Annotated in this window: 22 protein-coding genes and 1 pseudogene; 11 read left to right on the top strand and 12 right to left on the bottom strand. The window is 60.8% G+C overall.

The window, feature by feature from the left end; all coding sequences use genetic code 11:
• Positions 1–49: 49 nt before the first annotated feature.
• Entirely contained in the window at positions 50–343 is a 294-nt protein-coding gene (locus tag WQQ_RS25405; RefSeq protein ID WP_202800620.1) for a hypothetical protein, read from the bottom strand.
• A gap of 490 nt (positions 344–833) precedes the next feature.
• Between WQQ_RS25405 and WQQ_RS09695 the strand changes: the two genes are divergently transcribed.
• From WQQ_RS09695 to WQQ_RS09665, 8 genes and pseudogenes are all read left to right on the top strand, one after another.
• Positions 834–1,409: a TM2 domain-containing protein gene (locus WQQ_RS09695; protein WP_157534569.1), complete on the top strand. Its 576-nt coding sequence runs from the start codon at positions 834–836 to the stop codon at positions 1,407–1,409.
• Positions 1,410–1,422: 13 nt separating this feature from the next.
• Positions 1,423–2,010, top strand: a complete 588-nt coding sequence (locus WQQ_RS09690) for a hypothetical protein (protein WP_007184977.1) — start codon at positions 1,423–1,425, stop codon at positions 2,008–2,010.
• Between the two features lie 480 nt (positions 2,011–2,490).
• On the top strand, positions 2,491–3,432 hold the full coding sequence (locus tag WQQ_RS09680; protein WP_157534568.1) for a hypothetical protein: 942 nt from the start codon (positions 2,491–2,493) through the stop codon (positions 3,430–3,432).
• Positions 3,433–4,004: 572 nt separating this feature from the next.
• A complete protein-coding gene (locus tag WQQ_RS09675) occupies positions 4,005–5,120 on the top strand; it encodes a Fic family protein (protein WP_040453862.1) in 1,116 nt (371 codons plus the stop codon).
• Between the two features lie 104 nt (positions 5,121–5,224).
• Positions 5,225–5,512, top strand: a complete 288-nt coding sequence (locus tag WQQ_RS24290; protein WP_157534567.1) for a hypothetical protein — start codon at positions 5,225–5,227, stop codon at positions 5,510–5,512.
• Between the two features lie 4 nt (positions 5,513–5,516).
• Positions 5,517–5,741: pseudogene (locus WQQ_RS25240) on the top strand (hypothetical protein); the annotation flags it as partial.
• A gap of 34 nt (positions 5,742–5,775) precedes the next feature.
• Positions 5,776–6,663 carry an SDR family oxidoreductase gene (locus WQQ_RS09670; protein WP_007184973.1) on the top strand — a complete coding sequence of 296 codons (888 nt, stop codon included), beginning with the start codon at positions 5,776–5,778 and terminating at the stop codon, positions 6,661–6,663.
• A gap of 179 nt (positions 6,664–6,842) precedes the next feature.
• Entirely contained in the window at positions 6,843–7,598 is a 756-nt protein-coding gene (locus tag WQQ_RS09665) for an iron-containing redox enzyme family protein (protein ID WP_007184972.1), read from the top strand.
• Positions 7,599–7,986: 388 nt separating this feature from the next.
• On the opposite strand, the gene WQQ_RS09660 is transcribed toward WQQ_RS09665, so the two are convergent.
• Both WQQ_RS09660 and WQQ_RS09655 read right to left on the bottom strand, forming a co-directional pair.
• Positions 7,987–8,703: a nitroreductase gene (locus WQQ_RS09660; RefSeq protein ID WP_007184970.1), complete on the bottom strand. Its 717-nt coding sequence runs from the start codon at positions 8,701–8,703 to the stop codon at positions 7,987–7,989.
• A gap of 26 nt (positions 8,704–8,729) precedes the next feature.
• Positions 8,730–9,203 carry a MarR family winged helix-turn-helix transcriptional regulator gene (locus WQQ_RS09655; protein ID WP_050997613.1) on the bottom strand — a complete coding sequence of 158 codons (474 nt, stop codon included), beginning with the start codon at positions 9,201–9,203 and terminating at the stop codon, positions 8,730–8,732.
• A gap of 108 nt (positions 9,204–9,311) precedes the next feature.
• Between WQQ_RS09655 and WQQ_RS09650 the strand changes: the two genes are divergently transcribed.
• Positions 9,312–10,787: a DHA2 family efflux MFS transporter permease subunit gene (locus WQQ_RS09650; RefSeq protein WP_007184968.1), complete on the top strand. Its 1,476-nt coding sequence runs from the start codon at positions 9,312–9,314 to the stop codon at positions 10,785–10,787.
• A 136-nt stretch (positions 10,788–10,923) separates the two neighbouring features.
• On the opposite strand, the gene WQQ_RS25080 is transcribed toward WQQ_RS09650, so the two are convergent.
• From WQQ_RS25080 to WQQ_RS09610, 9 genes are all read right to left on the bottom strand, one after another.
• Positions 10,924–11,058, bottom strand: coding sequence for a hypothetical protein (locus WQQ_RS25080; RefSeq protein ID WP_007184967.1), 135 nt, complete (start codon positions 11,056–11,058; stop codon positions 10,924–10,926).
• Positions 11,059–11,485: 427 nt separating this feature from the next.
• Positions 11,486–12,007, bottom strand: coding sequence for a hypothetical protein (locus WQQ_RS09645; protein ID WP_007184966.1), 522 nt, complete (start codon positions 12,005–12,007; stop codon positions 11,486–11,488).
• A 6-nt stretch (positions 12,008–12,013) separates the two neighbouring features.
• Complete coding sequence (locus WQQ_RS09640) at positions 12,014–12,262, bottom strand: DUF6496 domain-containing protein (RefSeq protein WP_007184965.1); 249 nt, start codon at positions 12,260–12,262, stop codon at positions 12,014–12,016.
• 228 nt (positions 12,263–12,490) lie between these two features.
• Positions 12,491–13,048, bottom strand: a complete 558-nt coding sequence (locus WQQ_RS09635; RefSeq protein ID WP_007184964.1) for a hemerythrin domain-containing protein — start codon at positions 13,046–13,048, stop codon at positions 12,491–12,493.
• 76 nt (positions 13,049–13,124) lie between these two features.
• A complete protein-coding gene (locus tag WQQ_RS09630) occupies positions 13,125–15,239 on the bottom strand; it encodes a catalase (RefSeq protein WP_007184963.1) in 2,115 nt (704 codons plus the stop codon).
• A gap of 91 nt (positions 15,240–15,330) precedes the next feature.
• A complete protein-coding gene (locus tag WQQ_RS09625; protein ID WP_007184962.1) occupies positions 15,331–15,588 on the bottom strand; it encodes a CsbD family protein in 258 nt (85 codons plus the stop codon).
• 230 nt (positions 15,589–15,818) lie between these two features.
• Positions 15,819–16,355 carry a helix-turn-helix domain-containing protein gene (locus tag WQQ_RS22965; protein ID WP_007184961.1) on the bottom strand — a complete coding sequence of 179 codons (537 nt, stop codon included), beginning with the start codon at positions 16,353–16,355 and terminating at the stop codon, positions 15,819–15,821.
• 10 nt (positions 16,356–16,365) lie between these two features.
• Positions 16,366–16,773, bottom strand: coding sequence for a hypothetical protein (locus WQQ_RS09615; RefSeq protein WP_007184960.1), 408 nt, complete (start codon positions 16,771–16,773; stop codon positions 16,366–16,368).
• A 27-nt stretch (positions 16,774–16,800) separates the two neighbouring features.
• The gene (locus tag WQQ_RS09610) at positions 16,801–17,655 is read right to left on the bottom strand and encodes a hypothetical protein (RefSeq protein WP_157534566.1); all 855 of its coding nucleotides are present in this window, start codon (positions 17,653–17,655) and stop codon (positions 16,801–16,803) included.
• Between the two features lie 666 nt (positions 17,656–18,321).
• On the opposite strand from WQQ_RS09610, the gene WQQ_RS09605 reads away from it, so the two are divergent.
• Together WQQ_RS09605 and WQQ_RS09600 are read left to right on the top strand one after the other, a co-directional pair.
• Positions 18,322–18,552, top strand: a complete 231-nt coding sequence (locus WQQ_RS09605) for a helix-turn-helix domain-containing protein (RefSeq protein ID WP_007184958.1) — start codon at positions 18,322–18,324, stop codon at positions 18,550–18,552.
• Between the two features lie 181 nt (positions 18,553–18,733).
• Entirely contained in the window at positions 18,734–19,324 is a 591-nt protein-coding gene (locus WQQ_RS09600; RefSeq protein WP_007184957.1) for an anthranilate synthase component II, read from the top strand.
• The last annotated feature ends 65 nt before the right edge of the window (positions 19,325–19,389 follow it).

Genomic DNA, 19,389 nt, shown 5'->3' with positions numbered 1-19,389 from the left:
CCAAGGATGTGTACCGTACCGCCGGTACGGTACGGTATGACCGGTACACCTAGCGCGCAGCGGGCTTGCGCGTGCCCCTCTGTTTAGGCTTCGCCTTCGATGGGCATTGTCTTGTTGCCGGCGATTCGATTACGGCTCTTCGGTCAGGAATTTCTGCAACCGATGCTTGCAAGGCGGCCGCCATCCCGGCATCACCCGAAAGCAAGTCGTTCCACGCGATTTCCAGCCCCTTTCGTCGCCCCTTCTCGGTCAGCTTCAGCAATGATGGCGTGAGAAGGACCGTGTAGACAGTTCCCTCGACCGTGATTTCCCTCTTCAGGTCGCGATCAAGTTTTGTCGTCATTCAAGCCTCCATCGCGTCGCTAAGTCACATGCGCTACCACGAGGCCACCGGAGCAGCTCTCGTGTCATTCGGCAGATTGTAGGGAGCACGGGCTCGCTCATTCTCGCAACTTCCGAGAGCGCTGGCCGGCATCAAGTACCGTCCGACGCCTCGCGCTTCGCACGAGCCGACGGCGCCGCAAGAAGCGCGGCGCGCTCTGCGACGGTACTTGACCCCGTCCTCCCATGGGCCTCCCGGCCGCCGTTGACATCTCGCGCCACCTTTCACGCGCGAGCCATCCGGAGGTCCCATGAAGCTATTTCACTATCTTCTATCAAAGCTGCAATCCGCTGTTCGTTTCTTCCGGCGTCCGATTGTGGTCATCATCTATCGACCGGCGATTGCGCAGCGGTTTCGGAGCTTTTCCCCGGTGAGGCTGACGGCAGCGGAGGCGGCACGGTATGGCCAGCTCTCTCTCCTTTAGTCGATGCGGATGGGGAGACCTCACGGCGTGGAACTCCTCGCCGGAGGTGTCGCCGTGAGCCGGCGTTGGATCGCGGTTGGCCTGGCGCTGGTCTTTGGCGTGCTTGGCCTTCACTGGTTCTATCTGGGCCGGTTCAGGCGAGCGTTGCTTCACGCTGCGCTGGGGCTCGTTGGCCTCTCGCTGTATCTCGGCGTTTTCGACGCCATTCGTTGGGCTTGGCTCTCCAATGCCGAATTCGAACGCCGCTATGGCCGCGGACCGACGAACTGGCGGCGCAGGAAATGCCGGCTGAACAGAGTTCAGGTACCAATTTCCGGAACCGTCGATGACGAAGTTGATCGCCTTCGGTGCAACTGGCAGATCGGCGCCTACGATCCCGGCGGGCCTGCGCATGAGCAGCAGTCAGGCCACGCATCGCACGATGAACCCGCGATCAATCCTGCCACCGGTCTGCCCATGGTTGGTGGCATCGGAGGTTTCGACGCCAGCGGGCACAGTTATGGAACTGGCTTCGAGCAGGACAATCAGATGGGCTGGCCGGTCGATGATGCACACGCTCACCCGCGGAGCGAAGACCGTTCCTTCAATTCTTGGGAGCCCTGATCGGAAGTCGAACATGAGCCTGCATGCACGCAGTACAACGCTCGCCGGCCTTGGCGAGCAGATTACGGACTATCGCGAATTGCCACGGCCGCATGTCGCCCTGCTGATCGGCCGTCATCCCCTGGCGCCAATCGTCGATCGAATCCGCGCCGACGCCGCTTCGGTTGATCTGAATGTAGTGTCGGCCGATCTCACTGGCGTCGAACCCGCCGACGTGCTCTGGCGGATTGGCACGGCGATCTTCGAATTGATCGACCCGGACGCGCCGGTCCGTCCGCGCGATGAGCACCCAGCGCTCGCCTTCAAGCGGCTGTTCAATGCCGTGGTCAAGATGTCGGACGATGACTTCGTGTTGATCATTGGCCCGGTGGATGACCTGGAAGCAACACCGGAGCAAGCCGACAATATCTATGGCGCGTTGCGCGCTGCCGTCGTCGAACACGAGCGTCGCGTACAGGTCGTATTCCTCCTTCGCAACGACATCATCCGCCGGAACATTTTCTGGCTGGATCGGCCGATGATGGAGTTCGCCAGCTTTCTCAATCTAACTGGACAACGACCGGTCGGCACCCTTGGCAAGAAGGACGAGCCTTCAGCATGAAGACCCACAATTCAGTAGAACGCTACTGCCACATTGCCGCATGAAAGATATACAGAACATTGGTCACCACGAGATGACGGAACGTCCACCGACGATGGTGGAGCTAGCTGACGCGCGACGTGCCATCCGAGAGGCGGAGCAATCTGTCACTGTATTGTCGATTGCAGCGTCCGCTTCCTGGATCGCAATCCCCATATTGCTCGCAACCTCCGATTTTCTTGCTGCGCATCGCAGCCTGATTCCGTGTCTTCTTATGGCCTTCTGCGCCGCCGCGTTGCAGGCGCTTACGCTATTCATCAGGTGGAGGAAGGCGGCGTGTGCTCGGAAGGTCCTGCGACTTTCCAGCACTGTGGCCGCCAGCACATTCCCTCGTCGTCATAGGTCGGAGTGAAGATTATCCGGAGCGCTAGCGCCACTGGCGCGCCTTGTCAAAGCGCGAGCAGTGCGCAAACTATGGACTGCTGACTGCGAGGACAATCGGTGTCTCCTGAAGACTACATTTTTCAAGCGATAGAACCGTTCCGATACTCGCAGAAGCCGCTGGGAATCGCTGAATTTGTCGGCGCTCTTAACTCTCAGGAGCGGTCTCTTCCGCATCGCCAGCGCGCGGTGTATGAAGGCCGAGAGAGTGCTCTGCAGCGAGCTCGTGTGAGGGATGCTGCCACGGCCAAAAAGATGAAAGAGGCTGGAGCCGAACCTCATGCTTCACATGTTTGGTTGCACGGAGAAGAGGCGGACCTCCGCCGCGAGTATGGATTCCCGCCAAGACTCGTCCACGACATGGGCGGAAAAGGAACTGCAGCACGTATCGATGTTCTCCTGGGCATCGTGCATCTTCGGCACTGCCTTCAGCATCCGCTGTGCGCTGACCACTTTGGGATTACGGAGGCGGAGATCGCGGCCGGTTTGGATAAGCTATCCGTGATTCTGTCGCTGGTCTTTGGCGGCGAGATTCGCGCTGCAGTCTGGACGCGCATCGTCAATCCGTGGAGCGCCACGCCGTACCGTGATATTGGTGAACCGGTCTGGACGCCGTGCTCCGCCTTTATAGATTTTTTTGGCTCACGAGAGCCCCGCGCACTTCTTGCAGGCTTTGATATGGGCCTGATGAAAGTTCGGTACGAGATCGGGCGTGATTCTCGCTTCAAAAGTGCCAAGGAGCTTGCAACCCGAAGAGGGGTGAGAAACTGCCTTGGTATGCTCTACGGGTTGCCGCTCGTCTACGCCTCCACACCGGGCACGCTATGGTCCGCCGAGGAGAATCGCGCATTGCACATTCTGTTGGACGGATTTCCTTCTCGTTTTCTAAGACATAGGACAGCGCTCGCCGTGAACAACTATATACGCGGCGCTTCTGTGGACGAAGAGGAACCAATTGAGAGCTTCATTCTCACCGATACCGAAAATCCAACTACAGACTGAAACAGAGCAGCGTCTAGCGAGCTTGCGCGCTTTGCTGTGAATCTGAAAGCGCCGGGTGACTGTCGTCTTTGTGGTGCGGACGGTGTACATCGTGCGACCTTTGAACCTGGCACTGCGTCGTCATCGCATCAGCGGGCCTGAAGCGGCCGCGTTTGGTCAGCTTTCGCTTTTCTGATTTCAGAAAAGGCAATAGCAGGCTTTTCCCGTTGTGGCCGAAGTGTGCAGTTCGCGGTGGGCGACGTGTGGGCGGCCTGTCCGTCCACGCGAGCGAGCGGAATGATGCGAGGCGTTCGTCCATGGCGAAATGCACACGGTGGCCGGGCTGTTACGGCCATCGTCCACGACAGAGGGCGCGATTGAAGGTGCGCCGCCGTCGAGCCGTACCGGTCATACCGTACTGTACCGCCGGTACGGTATGGTACGAATGAGGCATGATCGGCGGGGTTGGCCGTCTACAGACGAGGGCAGGCGATCCGATTCCCTCTGGCTGGACTACAGAATTCTCTCTAATTGCCGCACACCTTGCGTCGATTAGATTGCCTCGTGAGGCGATTAGGGCCATCATTCACCGCATTATGAGCGGCGAAAAACTCTATCTATGGCAGTCTAGCGATTGGCCGAACTGGCGATTCGATGCCGCCGCCCTAGCTATCCCGTTGGCAGCCGTGCATCGTGCTCAAGGCCATCTGGCCGGGCGCATGGCGGAATTCGGCGAGCCGCAGCGGGACGAAGCTTCCGTGCGGACCTTCACGGATGACGTGCTCAAGACGAGCGAAATCGAAGGTGAGCACCTGAACGCGGAATCCGTTCGCTCTTCTGTTGCCCGGCGGCTCGGCGTAGATGCCGGCGCATTGGCTCCGGTCGATCGCGGAGTCGAGGGCGTCGTCGAAATGGTGCTCGATGCCACGCAGCGCTTCGATGAGCCGCTGACCCCAGAGCGCCTTTGGGCTTGGCACGCTGCTCTGTTCCCTACGGGACGAAGCGGCATGCGCACGATCCAAGTGGGCCAGTGGCGCGATGATCGTCACGGCCCGATGCAGGTCGTATCCGGTCGCTACGGTCGGGAGCGTGTGCATTACGAGGCGCCGCCTGCGGAGCGGATGGCTTCAGAGATGGAAACCTTCCTGCGCTGGTTCGAGGCCGAGTCCACGGATGATCCCGTCATTCGGGCAGGCCTGGCACATCTGTGGTTTGTTTCGATCCACCCGTTTGACGACGGCAACGGCCGCATCGCACGCGCAGTCGGTGATATGGCCTTGGCGCGTGCAGAACGCTCCTCGAATCGGTACTACAGCCTATCCACCCAAATCCAGCGGGATCGCAACAGCTACTACCAGTTACTGGAGTCGACCCAAAAGGAAACGATGGACGTTACGGCTTGGCTCGTGTGGTTCCTGGCGAGCCTGCTCAAAGCGCTGGAACGGGCTGAGGTGATTCTCGACGACGTACTGGTCAAAGCTCGCTTCTGGAAGCGGTGGTCGGCTGTGCCGCTCAATGCCCGGCAGATCAACCTGCTCAATCGATTGCTCGATGGTTTCGAGGGCAAGCTGACCAGCGGCAAGTGGGCGAAGATCGCGAAGTGCTCGGCAGACACTGCGCTGCGAGACATCAATACCCTTGTTGAGCTTGGGGCACTCAGGAAAACGGAAGCCGGTGGGAGAAGCACTAGCTACGAAATCGTGTTGTAGGGACCTGACGACGGCCCGCGGCCGGATGGCAACCCGCGACTTCAGTTCCCATTCAATGCCGCGGCGCATGATTCGCGCACCGACCGATCTTCACGAGCTCACGGATGAGCAACTGCCATGGCTGCCGCGTTCTGAACCGACTGGATTACGCCGACAAAGTGCCCGTCTATCTGGAACCGGCTATACGCCCCGCCGACCTGAATGGAAATTTGTACATCTGTCTTGCCTGCGGCAGCTCGTGGGTTGATGTGCCGCCGTCTCCATCAATGATTCCCCGCTTCCAGCCATTGGAAGCCGCTTTGGCGCGCAAGGCAGTCGTAACAACGGCGCTGGCGCTGATTCCGCCGAAGCCAATTCACTGGACGGCGCGGGACATTCAGGCCGCCGGTTGACCTCATGTTTTGGACGGCGCTCCAGTGGTTGGCAATGGTGGCGACCGTCATCGGAGCCTGGTGTGTGGCGTCGCGCAGCTGTCGGCGTCGTGAAATTGGGTTCTGGGTTTACCTGTTGAGCAATGCACTCTGGGTCGCCTGGGGATGGCACGCCGATGCCTGGGCGTTGGTCGTGCTGCAGTTCGCGTTGGTCGCGCTCAACGTGCGCGGCGCAAAGAAGAACGATGACGCCAAGGATGGCGACAAAGGACAGGAGGTCCGTGATGGCCAAAGCAACTCTGCAGGACCCGCGCACGCGCGGGGCGAAGCCGCCATTCCCGCAACAGCCGATCGCCGCTCCGGGCAAGGAGCGAGAACTGAACCCACCCGCCGACCATGGTGAAGCGGGCTACCGCAGCGCCGGGCGCCTGGAAGGCCGGGTCGCCTTGGTCACCGGCGGCGACAGTGGAATTGGACGTGCGGTTGCCCTGCTGTATGCGCAAGAGGGCGCGAGCATCGCGATCAACAGCCTGCCGGATGACGCCGAAGATGCGCACAAGACCGTTGCTTTGGTGAAGAAGCTCGGCGGCCGAGCGTCCGCCATACTGGGTGACGTCAGCGATCCCGCGTTCTGCAGTTCGCTGGTCGAGAAGACCGTTGCCGAGTTCGGCGGCCTGGACATCCTGATCAACAACGCCGCCTATCAGCGTTCGTACTCGACGGTCGAGGAGATTCCGCTTGCGGAGATCCAGACCACGTTTCAGACCAACGTCTTTCCGGTCTTTTACCTCACGCAAGCCGCGCTGCCGCACCTTCGGCCGGGTGCCAGCGTGATCAATACCAGTTCGATTCAGGCACTGAAGCCGTCGCCGAATCTGGTGTTCTACGCCGCCACCAAAGCGGCGATTTCCAGCATGACCAAGAGCCTCGCGGGCCTGCTGGCGGACCGCGGTATCCGCGTCAACGCCGTGGCGCCGGGTCCGGTCTGGACACCCCTGATCCCTTCGACGCTGGAGCCCGATCACGTCAAGAAGTTTGGTGGCCACACTGCGTTTAAGCGCCCGGCCCAGCCGGTCGAGCAGGCCACGGTCTTCGTTTTCCTGGCCTCAGACGACGCCAGCTACGTGACGGGTGAGGTGTACGGCGCTACCGGCGGTCAGACACCGATCTGATCGCCTACCCACACGAGAACGACTCATGAATATTGCATCGCGCTTCCTCCTCGGAACGATTCGCGGACGGCTTTCACCGACAGCTTGCCCATCTCAATGACGGCCGGCTTCGCGCGCAGCAGACGACTGACGACCCCGAGGCCGACCTCAAACGCGAAGTCCGGATTCGCCGGCTGGAAATGGCCTGCATCGAACACGAGCGCGACTCGATTCGCGACCAGATCGCTGAGGTTCCGACTCAGGTCGATGCCTTCGTCGACTGGTTCGAATCCTTGAGGCAGGACGGCCCCGGACAAGGTGATACGCTGTTCCCCTGGCTGGCCGAGCAGGCCTCCCTGCCTCAAATGCGTTGGTTCCTGACGCAGGAAGTCGCCGGTGAAGCGGGCTTCGACGACCTCGTGGCGCTGACGCAGCTCGGCCTGCCGGATCAGGCCAAACTCGAACTGGCACGCAACTACTGGGACGAGATGGGGCGTGGCCGACTGGAAGGCATGCATGGACTGATGCTGCGCAACACGGCGGTCGAGTTGAAGCTGTCGCCGCGCATCGACTCCACCGTGTGGGAAGCACTGGCCCTAGCCAACACGATGCTGGCGCTGGCCTCTTCTCGCCGTTATGCCTATCAGTCCATCGGCGCGTTGGGTGTCGTTGAGCTGACGGCGCCGACCCGGGTCGACAAGGTCTGTGAAGGCCTCCGTCGCCTGGGCCTTTCCATGAAAGGCTATCGATACTTCCAGTTGCATGCCGGCCTGGACCTCAAGCATTCAGAAGACTGGAACCGAGAAGTGCTGCGTCCCCTCGTACAAGCCGATTCAGATTGCGCCAAGCTCATCGCCGAAGGCGCGCTATTGCGACTGCGGTGTGGCGAGCGCTGCTTTGAGCGATATCGGCGCGAATTTGGCGTCGGGCAGTTGTCACACCAGCAAGCGGCCTAGAGCGAGGCGCGATCCTCTCAGCCGAGGGGCGCGACAATAGCGATCATCAACGGCGGAGCAGCACCCCGCCGCATCTGGCAATAGCCAACCGTTTGAACGCTGAGCGCCAATCAAATGACCACCGTCGCCAAGATGTTTGACCGTTGCGCCAAGCTGCCCACGGATACTTTCACGGCCGGCATCTCTCCTGAGGGCCGCCAGGTCACCAACGCGTGATGACCCACAACGAGGCGTCTTCAGAACAGTTTGCGACCCTTGCCCGCTATCCCTTTGTGAGCTTGCCCCTCGATTGCCACATGAAAAATGTGGCGGGCGTGGCCGGGTCGAAATCCTCCACTGATAGGCACGCCGTGTCAGGAGGATGGGAGCGCGTCCGCCCCGATTGAATTCAGGTGTGAAAGGTCACGCTGGTCTCAACGGGTACACGATCCATGCGAATGCGATTGCCAGGGGCATCGTCGTCGGGATAGCCAAACGAGATGCCGAACAGCAACTTCAGCTCAGCGGGAATACCCAAAAACTCACGGATCGCGCCGGCGAAGAAGCCGAGCGCGGTCTGCGGGATGCCGCCCAGCCCGCGTGCGGCCAGTGAGAGCAGGAAGGTTTGTCCGTACATGCCGATGTCGCCTGCGACACGGACGTTGTCACCGAATGAGGGCATGAACAAGAATGCCGCTTGGGGTGCGTTGAAGAAGGAATAATTCATCGCGCCGGCACGGTGCCGACCTTCCTTGTCCTCCCGCATGACGTTCATTGACTCGTAGTAGGCCTTGCCGAGCGCGTCGTTGCGCTTGCGATATTCGCCGTAGAAATCGTTCTGGTCGAACGAAAAGTCCGGCGTGAACTCACCCGCGTCGTTTTTCACGTGCAGCAGCGCGGAAAGCTGCTTCAACTTCTCACCCCGGACGATATGGGTGTTCCACGGCTGCGTGTTGCAGTTCGATGGCGCATGTTGCGCATCTTCCAGCACCTCGCGGATGAGGGAATCCGGAACCGCCTGATCGAGAAAGCCACGAATAGAGCGACGCACACGGGTCGCTTCTTCGAACGGCAAAGTCTTGCGGGATGCCGTGTCGGTATCGGGTCGGCTGAGCGACGTTGCCATAACTACCTTCCAAAATGTGTTGTGGTTTATCGATCGATCTTGTCGGCGGGCCAAGCGAGATCGTCGAGCGTACCGCGCAGGTCGGAAATCCCTTCTTCGTTGAGCTTGCAGGCACTCTTGATCTGCCCGCTGACCGCCTGTACCCGCTCCCGTAATGCCTCTCCGGCAGGGGTCAGCTCAATCAGCACGCGTCGCTCGTCAGACACGTCGCGCGTTCTGGTGACCGTTCCGGCAGTGGCAAGCCGCTTGAGGAGCGGCGTGATCGTGCCAGTTTCCATGGCGAGCTTGGCGCAGAGGTCTCCGACGGTCCGCGGGGTTCCGGCAAACAATTCGAGCAGCACCAGATATTGCGGAAACGTCAGCCCAAGCGGCTCGAGAAAAGGCGTGTGCATCCGTGCCATGCGGTTGGCCGCGCCATAGAGAGCAAATGCCAGTTCATTTCCCGCGCCAGATTGGGTCGACGTCGGGATTTGCTGAGGTTCTGCCGGAGGTGATTTCATATCACGCACGATATAATAGGTTGTGTTATTACAGCAAGTGATGGAATCTACGGCGGACCGTCGTCGTGACGCGCCTTTCCTCTCTCTCACTGGAAAAAGGAACCAGACATGTCGCCCGTAGCAACCACGCGTGATCCCCTGCCGCTGCCGCCGAGTGGGGACAAGTTGACGCGTGAAGCCGTCGTGATCGTCGCGGTGCTTGTCGTGTCGACCTTCACCGTGATCCTCAACGAGATGCTGATGGTCGTCGCCCTGCCTCGGATCATGGTAGACCTCAAGCTGTCCGCGTCTACCGGGCAGTGGCTTACCACGGCATACATGCTGACGATGGCCGTCGTGATTCCCGCGACTGGGTTCCTGACCGAGCGATACCGGATGCGCACGGTCTTCACGCTGGCGATGTCGCTCTTCACTGCCGGAACCGTCGTCGCCATTCTCGCTCCCGGGTTCGACACTCTGCTGGTAGGCCGCATCATTCAGGCAATAGGCACTGCGATCGTGTTGCCGCTCTCCTACACCGCCGTCAGTACGCTCGTGCCGGAAACGCGGCGTGGGAGCGTCCTGGCCCTGGTCACCGTCGCGACGGCGGCCGCGCCCTCGGTCGGTCCGGTCTTCGCAGGCGCAATCCTGTCGCGCTTCAACTGGAACTGGCTCTTCATCGCGCTGCTGCCGATCGCCATCGGGTCCCTGGTCCTGGGGAATATCATGATCCGCGTGCCCGGCATCCCGAAGAAGGTAGGGCTCGATACCCTTTCGGTGGTCCTGTCCGCAATCGGATTCGCCAGCCTGGTATACGGCCTTGCGTCGTTTGGCGAGGGCGCCGCGCAAGCGGTGGTTTCGCCCTGGTGTTCGCTTGCAGTGGGCGTGATCGTCGTCGCAGCCTTCGTCGCACGACAGATTCACCTACAGAAATCCGATCGCGCCCAACTCGATCTGCGGCCGTTCAAAATTCGCACTTTCAGCGTGTCCGTCGCAACGATGTTCTGCTTCATGACGGCCGGGTACGGCATGATGACGTTGATGCCGGTCATCCTCCAGACGTCCTATGGGCTGAGCCCCGTCCAGACCGGTTTCTTCATCATGCCTGCCGGGATCACGATCGCTGCCGTGTCGGCATTGGTCGGGCGCGTGTACGATCGGATTGGACCGCGCCCACTCGTGGTCGCCGGCGCGGCCATCATCGCGGTCGGACAGTTCCACCTTTCGACCCTTGCACCTGGCACCTCGATCTGGTTGCTCCTCGGGGCCTATCTCTTCATCGTCATCGGGCAGGCCCTCATGTGGTCGCCGCTGTTCGCGGCGTCGCTCGGTGTGCTAAACCCGCATCTACTCCCCCACGGAAGCGCGATCGTCAACACACTCCAGCAACTGGTAGGCGCGGCGGGTATCGCCATCGCGTTCTCGGTCATGGGCACTGCCAGCGCGGGATACATTCGGGCCGGTGAAGCCGCCAGCTCTGCGATGGCGCACGGCTCACAGTGGACCTACCTTGTCCTGAGCGGATTTGGACTGGCAGCCTTCATGGCGGCACTCTTGCTTCCTCGCAGGGCAGCATCCGCGGACATTCCTGTGGCGGCTTACTGACCTCCCATTGGCGACGCATGCTCTTGACGACCGCGCCGGTCGCCGACAAGACCAGACGACACTGGATCTTTAGAGGGCAACAATTTCGGATCACGGGCAGCCACTGCCGTGTTGCGGCGGCTGCCGCTTTTATCGACTAAGTGCCGAGACGCACCGCGGTGGTCGGTCCGGCTGTAGCGGTCAAGCTGGCGCCCATGGTCAGCTCTTCGGCGGCGGTGGTCAGAGAGGTGGCGCCGCTGTTCATCAGCTTGGCGGCAGTGCTCAGCGCCATGGTGGGATCGGTCAGTCTTGGCTGCAGTGAGCAACCAAATGGCGCCACTGGTCAACCCGCCGGTCCTGGTCAGCCCGTCGAAGAGCGGCTGGTTCGGCGGCGATGCTCAGCTTGGCTTTTCTGGTCTTTCGTTGTGGCGGCGGTGGTGAGTGCGCTGGCTACGCTCGGTCACTCTGTGCGGCTCCCATGGTCAGGTCAATGGCGTTCTGCATCCAGCCCGCGCTTCTTCTAAGCCCCTCATCGCCCGCAGCCGGCAACCCGAATTCCATGATCAGAGCCGGTGGTCGCAGTTCGTACAAAACGGCGCGCACCCGCTTAGCAGCCTCCGACCGGTAATAGGCTGTAGCGATGCGACCGCAGCCGGTGAGCTACTTCACCTCATGCGGCACCACGGCGGGCAGGGCGCTCAGAAGGGTGCGAAGCTGGATCAGCCGCACCAAGCGGTCGGCAGCGCGCCGCCAATCGGATCGTCCTTGGGCATTGGGACCCGCGCGATTCGCTGCAAGGCGCCCGGACGCTCGTCGTCCAAGCCCCGCATCACATCCCATTTCTGGTCGGGTGGATAAGCGCCGACCACGAGAAAGTCGCGGCTCTGTGTCAAGGCGCAGTGACTGGTTCCCGCCGGCAGTACCAGCACATCGCCGCGTCCGAGCGGCAACACTTCACCATTGGGGCCGCCAAGCATGATCTGCGCGTCGCCGGCCGCCACGCCGAGGGCTTCGTGCGCCGTCGAATGGTAATGGTGGAAGTCGTAGATGCCGTCACGCCAGTCGGGAGGCCATTGATGGGCGGCGAAGATGGCCTCGATGGCCGATGCTGTCGAGGAGACGTCCTGAGCGGCATCGATCCGAAGGGCGGCGGGATAGAACAACACCGGCAAGGCCGAATTGGGGAAGGCACCGTTGTCGCTAAAGCGCAGGAGCCTCGGGGTCGCCGTGAGGATGTCCACTGAAGGCTATCTCTTTTTAGAAGCCTTCGTCTTGGGGGCAGCTTTGCGAGGCGGCACCTTCTGACCTTTCTCACGCGCTTCGGACAAGCCGATCGCGATCGCCTGCTCGCGGCTTTTGACGGTGCCGCCGTGACCTGCTGGCCCGCTCCTGAGGGTTCCCCGCTTGGCGCGATGGAGCGCCGAGCTAACCGTTTTCGAAGCCGTTTCGCTGTACGCGCGCTCCTTCGTGCTCGTCGATTTCTTTGTTGCGGCCATGATGACCTCCAAATTTGATCGTCAGCTATCGATACCCGTCTGCCGATGGATGAAGCCTGAAGGGAGCGCAAATAAACAGCGGCGGCGGAAAGCATGGGCTTGCCAGAGGATACGGGCCGTGCCTGCTGGAAAGCGAGAAAGAATCAGCGTCATTAGGAAGCGTAGAGATTCGGCTTCTGCCTGCCGCTAAGCGCGCCTCTACGCCCGGTCAGGTCCACAGACGCGGCTCTAAGCCGCCTTGCGCGTTACGGATGCCCGCTCTTCCAGTGGCTTGCTCGGAATCAGATTGGTACTGACGGTCCCATGCACAGCCCTTACCTTCTTGCGCTTCATTAGGGCAGCCTTCAACTCCAGCATCTGGACTCCCAACGCCTCAAGGTCCAGCGTCGACCGCTGGACCTTCGGGAAGTATTCGGCTTCCTCTTCCTTGACGTGGTGCTGCACATACTCTTTCAACACTGTCACGTAGGCATCGAAGAGCGGATCGCTGGGGCGCTTGCCGTCGAGTTGCAGAATCAGGCCTTTCAGGCTGGCATGCTCCACGAAGGCTTCATCGACGATGCCCTGCTCGCCGCTCTCCAATACGCGACGCGATTCCGGATAGAACAACTTTTCTTCCAGTTCGGCGTGTACCGTTAGCGCCTCGCAAATTTCGGTGACCAACGACGCTTTTTCGTTAGCATTGCTGGCCGATTCGACGGCCTTGAATAGGCCGTCCACTTCACGATGATCGGCGATCAACAGCTTGATCGCATGACTATCTGATCTCAATCCGACGATGTTCATTTGGCTAGCTTCCTTGCTGGCTGGGTGGAGCAACAACGCTAAGGGAGGCGCGCTGAATCTGTGCGGACCCTAGTGATCACGCCAGTGTCCGAACTTTCGGCTCGCGATCGAAATGGCGTTGACCAGCCTGCTGAATGAACTTCGCACCGAGGTCAGTCACGCCGTCGTCGGGCTCGACGCCCGCCTTGTCCAAGAGTGGCTGCGCCGCTTGACTGGCGCCGATCGTCTTGCAGTGGCCAAAAGCATCCATTGCAAACTGGATCGCTGCGGCCTCCTTTAGTAGGGACTGGGTGCCGGAAGCCGACAAGGCGATGCCCACGGCATCGAAGATGACCGATGGCGCGCCAGCCAATTGGGCATCGGCCTGGATCGCCGAACCATCCGACAGCTTCACACTGCCGACTTTCGGGGCGACCAGCATCAGCGTCGCGCAGGCTTTCTGCGCCGCTTTCTGCAAAGCCGCCACCTCCTTGGCGTCGGTCCCGTCGGAAATCAGCAATCCGATGACGCACCCCTTCGAAGAATCCTTTTCCAGCGGCCCTTCGATGATTCTCAGTGCCGGAGAGAGTTCAAGGTCGATGGGTAGCACCTGGGCAGGCGACGCCTCCGGAAGCGGCATGCCGAGTCCGGCGGCGATACGTTGGGCCAGATCGGGGTCGACGTTGACCAGATTGGCCACGACGCGTGAGCGGACGTGCTCCAGCGTTACCTTGGAAAGTTCGAACACGACCGCGGACGCTACGTGAGCCTGCTCGGCCGCCGCCAGCGAGCGGTAGAACAAGCGGGCCTGGCTATAGTGATCCGCGAAACTCTCCGGCCGGATGCGCTGCTTCGGCTCATCGGCCAAGGGCTCGGCGTAGCTAGTGAAGCCAGTCGTCGGACACTCACGCGGCCCCCCGGCTTCGCCCGCAACACCCAAGCTGTTGGGCTCGTAGTTGGCGCGCCCCTTGGGCACCGCCGTCTGCATCATTCCGTCCCGCTGGAAGTTGGCATAGGGGCACTTCGGCGCATTGATCGGCAACTGATGAAAGTTGGCGGTGCCGAGGCGGCTCTTTTGCGTGTCCAAATAGCTGAAAAGCCGACCCTGCAGCAGCGGGTCATTGCTAAAGTCGATGCCCGGAACGACATTCGCCGGACAGAACGCGACTTGCTCGGTTTCGGCGAAGAAGTTGTCGACGTTGCGGTCCAGCACCAGCCGCCCGACCTTCCGGATCGGCAGGATTTCCTCAGGGATGAGTTTGGTCGGGTCCAGCACGTCGTAAGGCAGCTTGGAAGCGAACGCCTCGTCGAAGAGCTGCAGGCCCAATTCCCATTCGGGGAAATCACCACGTTCGATTCGCGTGAACAGGTCGCGGCGCTGGAAGTCCGGATCGGCGCCTGCAATCTTCACGGCCTCGTCCCAGATCGTCGAAGCCAGCCCTGCCTTGGGCTTCCAGTGAAACTTCACGAACGTTGATTGGCCTTTCGCATTGACCAGTCGGAAAGTATGCACGCCAAAGCCTTCCATGGTCGTGAGGCTGCGCGGCAGCGTCCGGTCCGACATGGCCCACATGATCATGTGGGTTGCTTCCGGCATCAGCCCGATGAAGTCCCAGAACGTGTCATGGGCGGTGGCCGACTGTGGATAGCCGCGATCGGCTTCCATCTTGGCGGCGTGGATCAGGTCCGGGAATTTCAGAGCGTCTTGAATGAAGAAGACCGGAATGTTGTTGCCGACCAAATCCCAGTTGCCTTCCTGGGTGTAGAACTTCACCGCAAATCCGCGAACGTCGCGTGGCGTATCGACCGAGCCGGCGCCACCGGCGACTGTCGAGAACCGGACGAAGACGGGCGTCTTCTCTCCCGCTCGCTGGAAGAGGTCGGCCCGGCTGACGTCGGCCAGTGATTCGTACAACTCGAAATATCCGTGAGCCGCGGAACCGCGCGCATGCACGATGCGCTCGGGAATACGCTCATGATCGAAGTGGAAGATCTTCTCGCGCAGTGCGAAGTCTTCTAAGAGGACAGGTCCGCGAGGCCCGGCCTTAAGCTGATTCTGGTTGTCCGCAACGCGGATGCCCTGATTGGTAGTCAGGTGTCCTTGAGCGTCATGCGGCCCCTGTGATGGGACTTGCTGATGCAGTTCGTCGCCGGTGCCGCGGCGGTCTTCGATCTTGGATGCCGCATTTTTTTTGGCTTTCTGCTGGGCCATCGGGGGTCTCCATCCTTGGATGCCTTCCTTGACAAAAAAAATGGGCATCCGTGGATGCCCATTTGCTTAGTTGAATCACCTAGCAGCGCACTCAGTGCCGCTTGCTTAGCTTGTCCTTGACAGCTTCGACGCCGGCCTTGGCGGTGTCCTTGGCGTCTTCTACCTTGTCCTTGATCTCGCCCTTCAGGCGATCCTTCTTGCCGTCGGCGCGTCGAACAGTACCGCGAGAGGCCATCTCGTCGTCGCCGATGAGATCACCGACCTTTTCCTTGACCTTGCCGGCAAACTCTTTCGAACGGCCTTCCGCTTTGTCGGCCTTGGCTTCACCGCGGGCTTCGTAGTTGCTCATTGCAAAACTCCTCGATGGGAATTGGAGGAGGGGGCAGTGTGGCGTCGGGCAATGAACTCGCTCTGAACTCTCCCTAGCCGAGTGCAACGGGACAACATGGCGGTCCATGCGGGCGATGGAACTTGGTGGGTGTAGTCCATAAACGAAATGCGCAGAGTGGTCGGTTGCTACCGCCATCGTTCACAACAGTGCTTGGCAGCGGTGTATCGGTCACGCCAAGTAGCCGGCCCTTACGGTGCCTTTTCGGGCTGCTGCGCGCTGAACGCTTCCGAGGCGATCTTGGCGTCGAATAGCGATGGCAGGATTTCCAGCCCAGCCGCCTTCTGGTAAAGCAGCACGACCATCAACTGCGTGTTGAGTGACCACGAACGCCAGTCCGCATCAACGAATCCTGCCCAGTCCGGATCGGATGCGAAAAACTGCATGGCCCGCTGAACCTCCTGGCGGGCTCGCTCGCGCGAACCGCCGACGAAGTCGGTTGGATAGATGACTTCGGCCGCCATCAGCACACCCGCGAGCGGCATGCCAAGAAACTCGGCGCACTTGTCCAGAATCTCGCGTCCCAACGAAGACACCTTTCGCTGTCCATAGCGCAGACTGGAAAGATACGAACGGCTGATGCCGATGCGCTTCGCCGTTTCCTCCAACCCGATCCGCTCCTGCTGCGCCTTCGCCTGCAACAACTCAAGCAAGCGCCAGCCTTCGACGGGGGGCGGATTCTCCGGTAGGACAAGGAGGTCTTCGTCTTCATCAAGCTCAGCGTGCATATGAGAACTCCTATGCGTTTTTCTTGGAATGCTTCGCAGACGTGCCCGCCGCGGGGCCGTGAGCTTCTGTCACGAAGCGGATCAGCGACTGACGTGCAAGGTCTCCGGGGATGATCACCACGCCAGCCAGCGTCTCCAGCATCAAGTGATCGACACGGACCATGTCCGACTCCAGCATCTCGCGCATGGCCGCAGCTTCCTCGGGCTCCATCGGGACAGACATCACTTCACCGCGAGGCGTCGAAATGACAACGACCGTGGTGCCCGGCTGAGGTAGCCCGTCCGCCAGCGTGGATTCCATCGCCAGCGCTGCGGCCGAACTGGACTCTTGCAGCTCGTGCGACAGCCGCCCGATTCGAGCCTGCGACGTTTCCCGGCCCGATCGCTTGCCGGTGCTGGCGGATGTTTTCTTGGGCATCGAGATTCTCCGTTCCGAGCGTTTCACTTACTGAAGGCCACACTGTGGCTTGACCAAGGCCATGAACATCAACGGCGTGAGCGCCGGTGTCACAGCAGACCCGCTGAAGATCGCGCGAGCATCCAGCTTCCTGGCGTAGACCTCGCCGAGGTCATCTACGTATTTGTCCAAGGTGGACTCACGCGGGCCATAGGGCAGTAGGTAATTGATACCCTCGCGATCCCACCTCCCTGCCAGCGCGCGGGCTTGCACCGGATCGATCGACGGGCTCGAAACACCAACGGAAGCGCAATAACGGGCGACGTCCAGCGCCGCGCTCACATCCCGAGGCTTCCGTGCCGTCCCTCGCTTCGCCGCCTCCTCAACCATGGCTTGCTTCCGAAGCTCCCCCTCCGGAATGTCGAGCCAGCGGCGCGGTGTACCGCTCGGATAGGCGGCAGACAGGCAAGCCTGCGACGCCTTCGGAGTCCACCACGCATTGCGGGTCGAGGTCATCATCAGCTGACACGACGCCGCATCCCCTTGCTCGGCAGCCCGAGCAAGCGCACGCGTGACATCGGCCTGAAGACCGGCCAGCTCCATGCCACTAAGACGCAGTGGAGAAAAGCGCTGCGCCGAGAACATCGCCATAAAGCCCGAGTCGGATTGAGCCGCTGCCTTTGCCTTCTGTTCCCAGTCGGAATTCGGTTGTTCCAGAACATCGCCGAACGTCATGCCGTAGAGCTTCGCTGCAACCGACGCCCCGTCGTATCGGGCGATCCGCTCGTAGGCAGGCTGGATCACATCCCGAAACACACTGTTCCCTTGCGGTCTGGGGCCTGGAATCTTGCTGGCCGCTTCGTACGCCTCGGCGAGATAGGCGATCCGCTGCTGGCTGGTCATGGCCTCAAACCGAACCACATCGAGCGAAGTGACCGCCGCAGCCGAAAGCCCGCAGTACCCGCAGAACACCGTGAATAGCACGAACCGCCAGCCACACCGAACGCCCCTATTCCCAGACAACATGCTCGCCTCCGATGCGACGCCCCGCCGCTGCAACACCATCCATTGACCTGATAGCCTAATGGTACCTATATACCATTAATGGCTACCATAGTAGCCATGTGCCCAGAAAACAAGTGCCCATTTCCCCCGACGACTACGGAACCGCGCGCATCCGCGTCTGGACGCCGGAAGGGCGCAGCACGGTCTCGATAGACGGGGATTTGTGGACTTACTTCTGCCGCCTGGTCGGTGGGGAGCAGGCGGCGCGGGAATGGGTTACGGCCCATTCGAAGGGCGCTGTACCGGCGGGAGTAACGCGTTCCAAGGCCATCTCTCGCCAGATGCTGCGCGAGATTGTCCGGCCATCCCTCTTGGATACCGCCAAGCACTGAGCAACTCGGTAGATGCGCGATGTTCCGCGACAGAAGCTCACATCCACGAACAGAAATAGTCACGTTTTTCATAGTCAGATTGTGACTATAGGTTCGGGGACCCTGCGCGAGCAAGGTCATGCCCCGAGCCCGAAACTCCCGATACGACGACGACTATCGAACGCTCTTGGCAATGCTGATTGAGCGACGCGAGTCGTCGGGCGTTACACAGGTCGAGCTGGCAGAACGCATCGGCACCAGCCAAAGCATGTTGAGCAAGCTCGAACGCGGTGTAGTGCGCGCTGATCTGGCCGACCTCTTGAACTACTTGGATGGCGTGGGCCACGACCCCCGAGTCTTCGTGGACGAGTTCATCGAAAAGATCGGCTGGCCAAAGCCACAGCGAAGGTCCAACAAAAAGTAGCTGCACGGCGCGCAAGTTGCGCGACTCAACGCTTAAAATGCCCGCCCAATAACCGTTCGTCGGAAAATACCCAATGCTCTGGTCTTGGCGATTCAAGCGCCCGCGAGTGTGTATATCTGAGTGTATATAGGCAGCGTCACCGAATGACGGGCCTATTCAAAATCAAATAGATAGGCCTTATATGCTGCTGATGATCGATAACTACGACTCCTTCACCTACAACCTCGTCCAGTATTTCGGCGAGCTCGGCGTGGAGGTGCAGGTTCACCGCAACGACCAGATCACGGTCGACGAGGTCGCGGCGCTCAAGCCGAAACACATCGTGCTTTCGCCAGGCCCCTGCACGCCGAACGAAGCCGGCATCTGCCTCGAGCTGATCGAAAAGCTCGGCAAGCCCGGGCGCTTTCCGATCCTCGGCGTCTGCCTCGGCCATCAGTCCATCGGCCAGGCTTTCGGTGGCGACGTGCGTCGCGCCCGCCAGGTCATGCACGGCAAGACCAGTCTGGTGCATCACCACGGCCGCGGCGTGTTCGCCGGCCTGCCGACGCCGTACACGGCGACGCGCTATCACTCGCTGATCGTCGATCGCGAGAGCTTTCCGAGCGATCTCGAAATCACCGCCTGGACCCAGCACGAAGACGGCTCGCAGGACGAGGTCATGGGGCTCAAGCACAAGACGCTCGCGATCGAGGGCGTGCAGTTCCACCCCGAGTCCATCCTGACCGAACATGGGCACGCGCTGCTGAAGAACTTCGTCGAGCGCTACGCATGAGGCCTTCAATGAGCACGCAAGTGCACGCGAATGTGGCCTCATGCCAGCGTCGATTCGCGACGCCA

The organism is Hydrocarboniphaga effusa AP103, from assembly GCF_000271305.1.
Classification (GTDB): Bacteria; Pseudomonadota; Gammaproteobacteria; order Nevskiales; family Nevskiaceae; genus Hydrocarboniphaga; species Hydrocarboniphaga effusa.
Note: the sequence above shows the minus strand (reverse complement) of the source record. Positions and strands in the feature narration are given on the sequence as shown.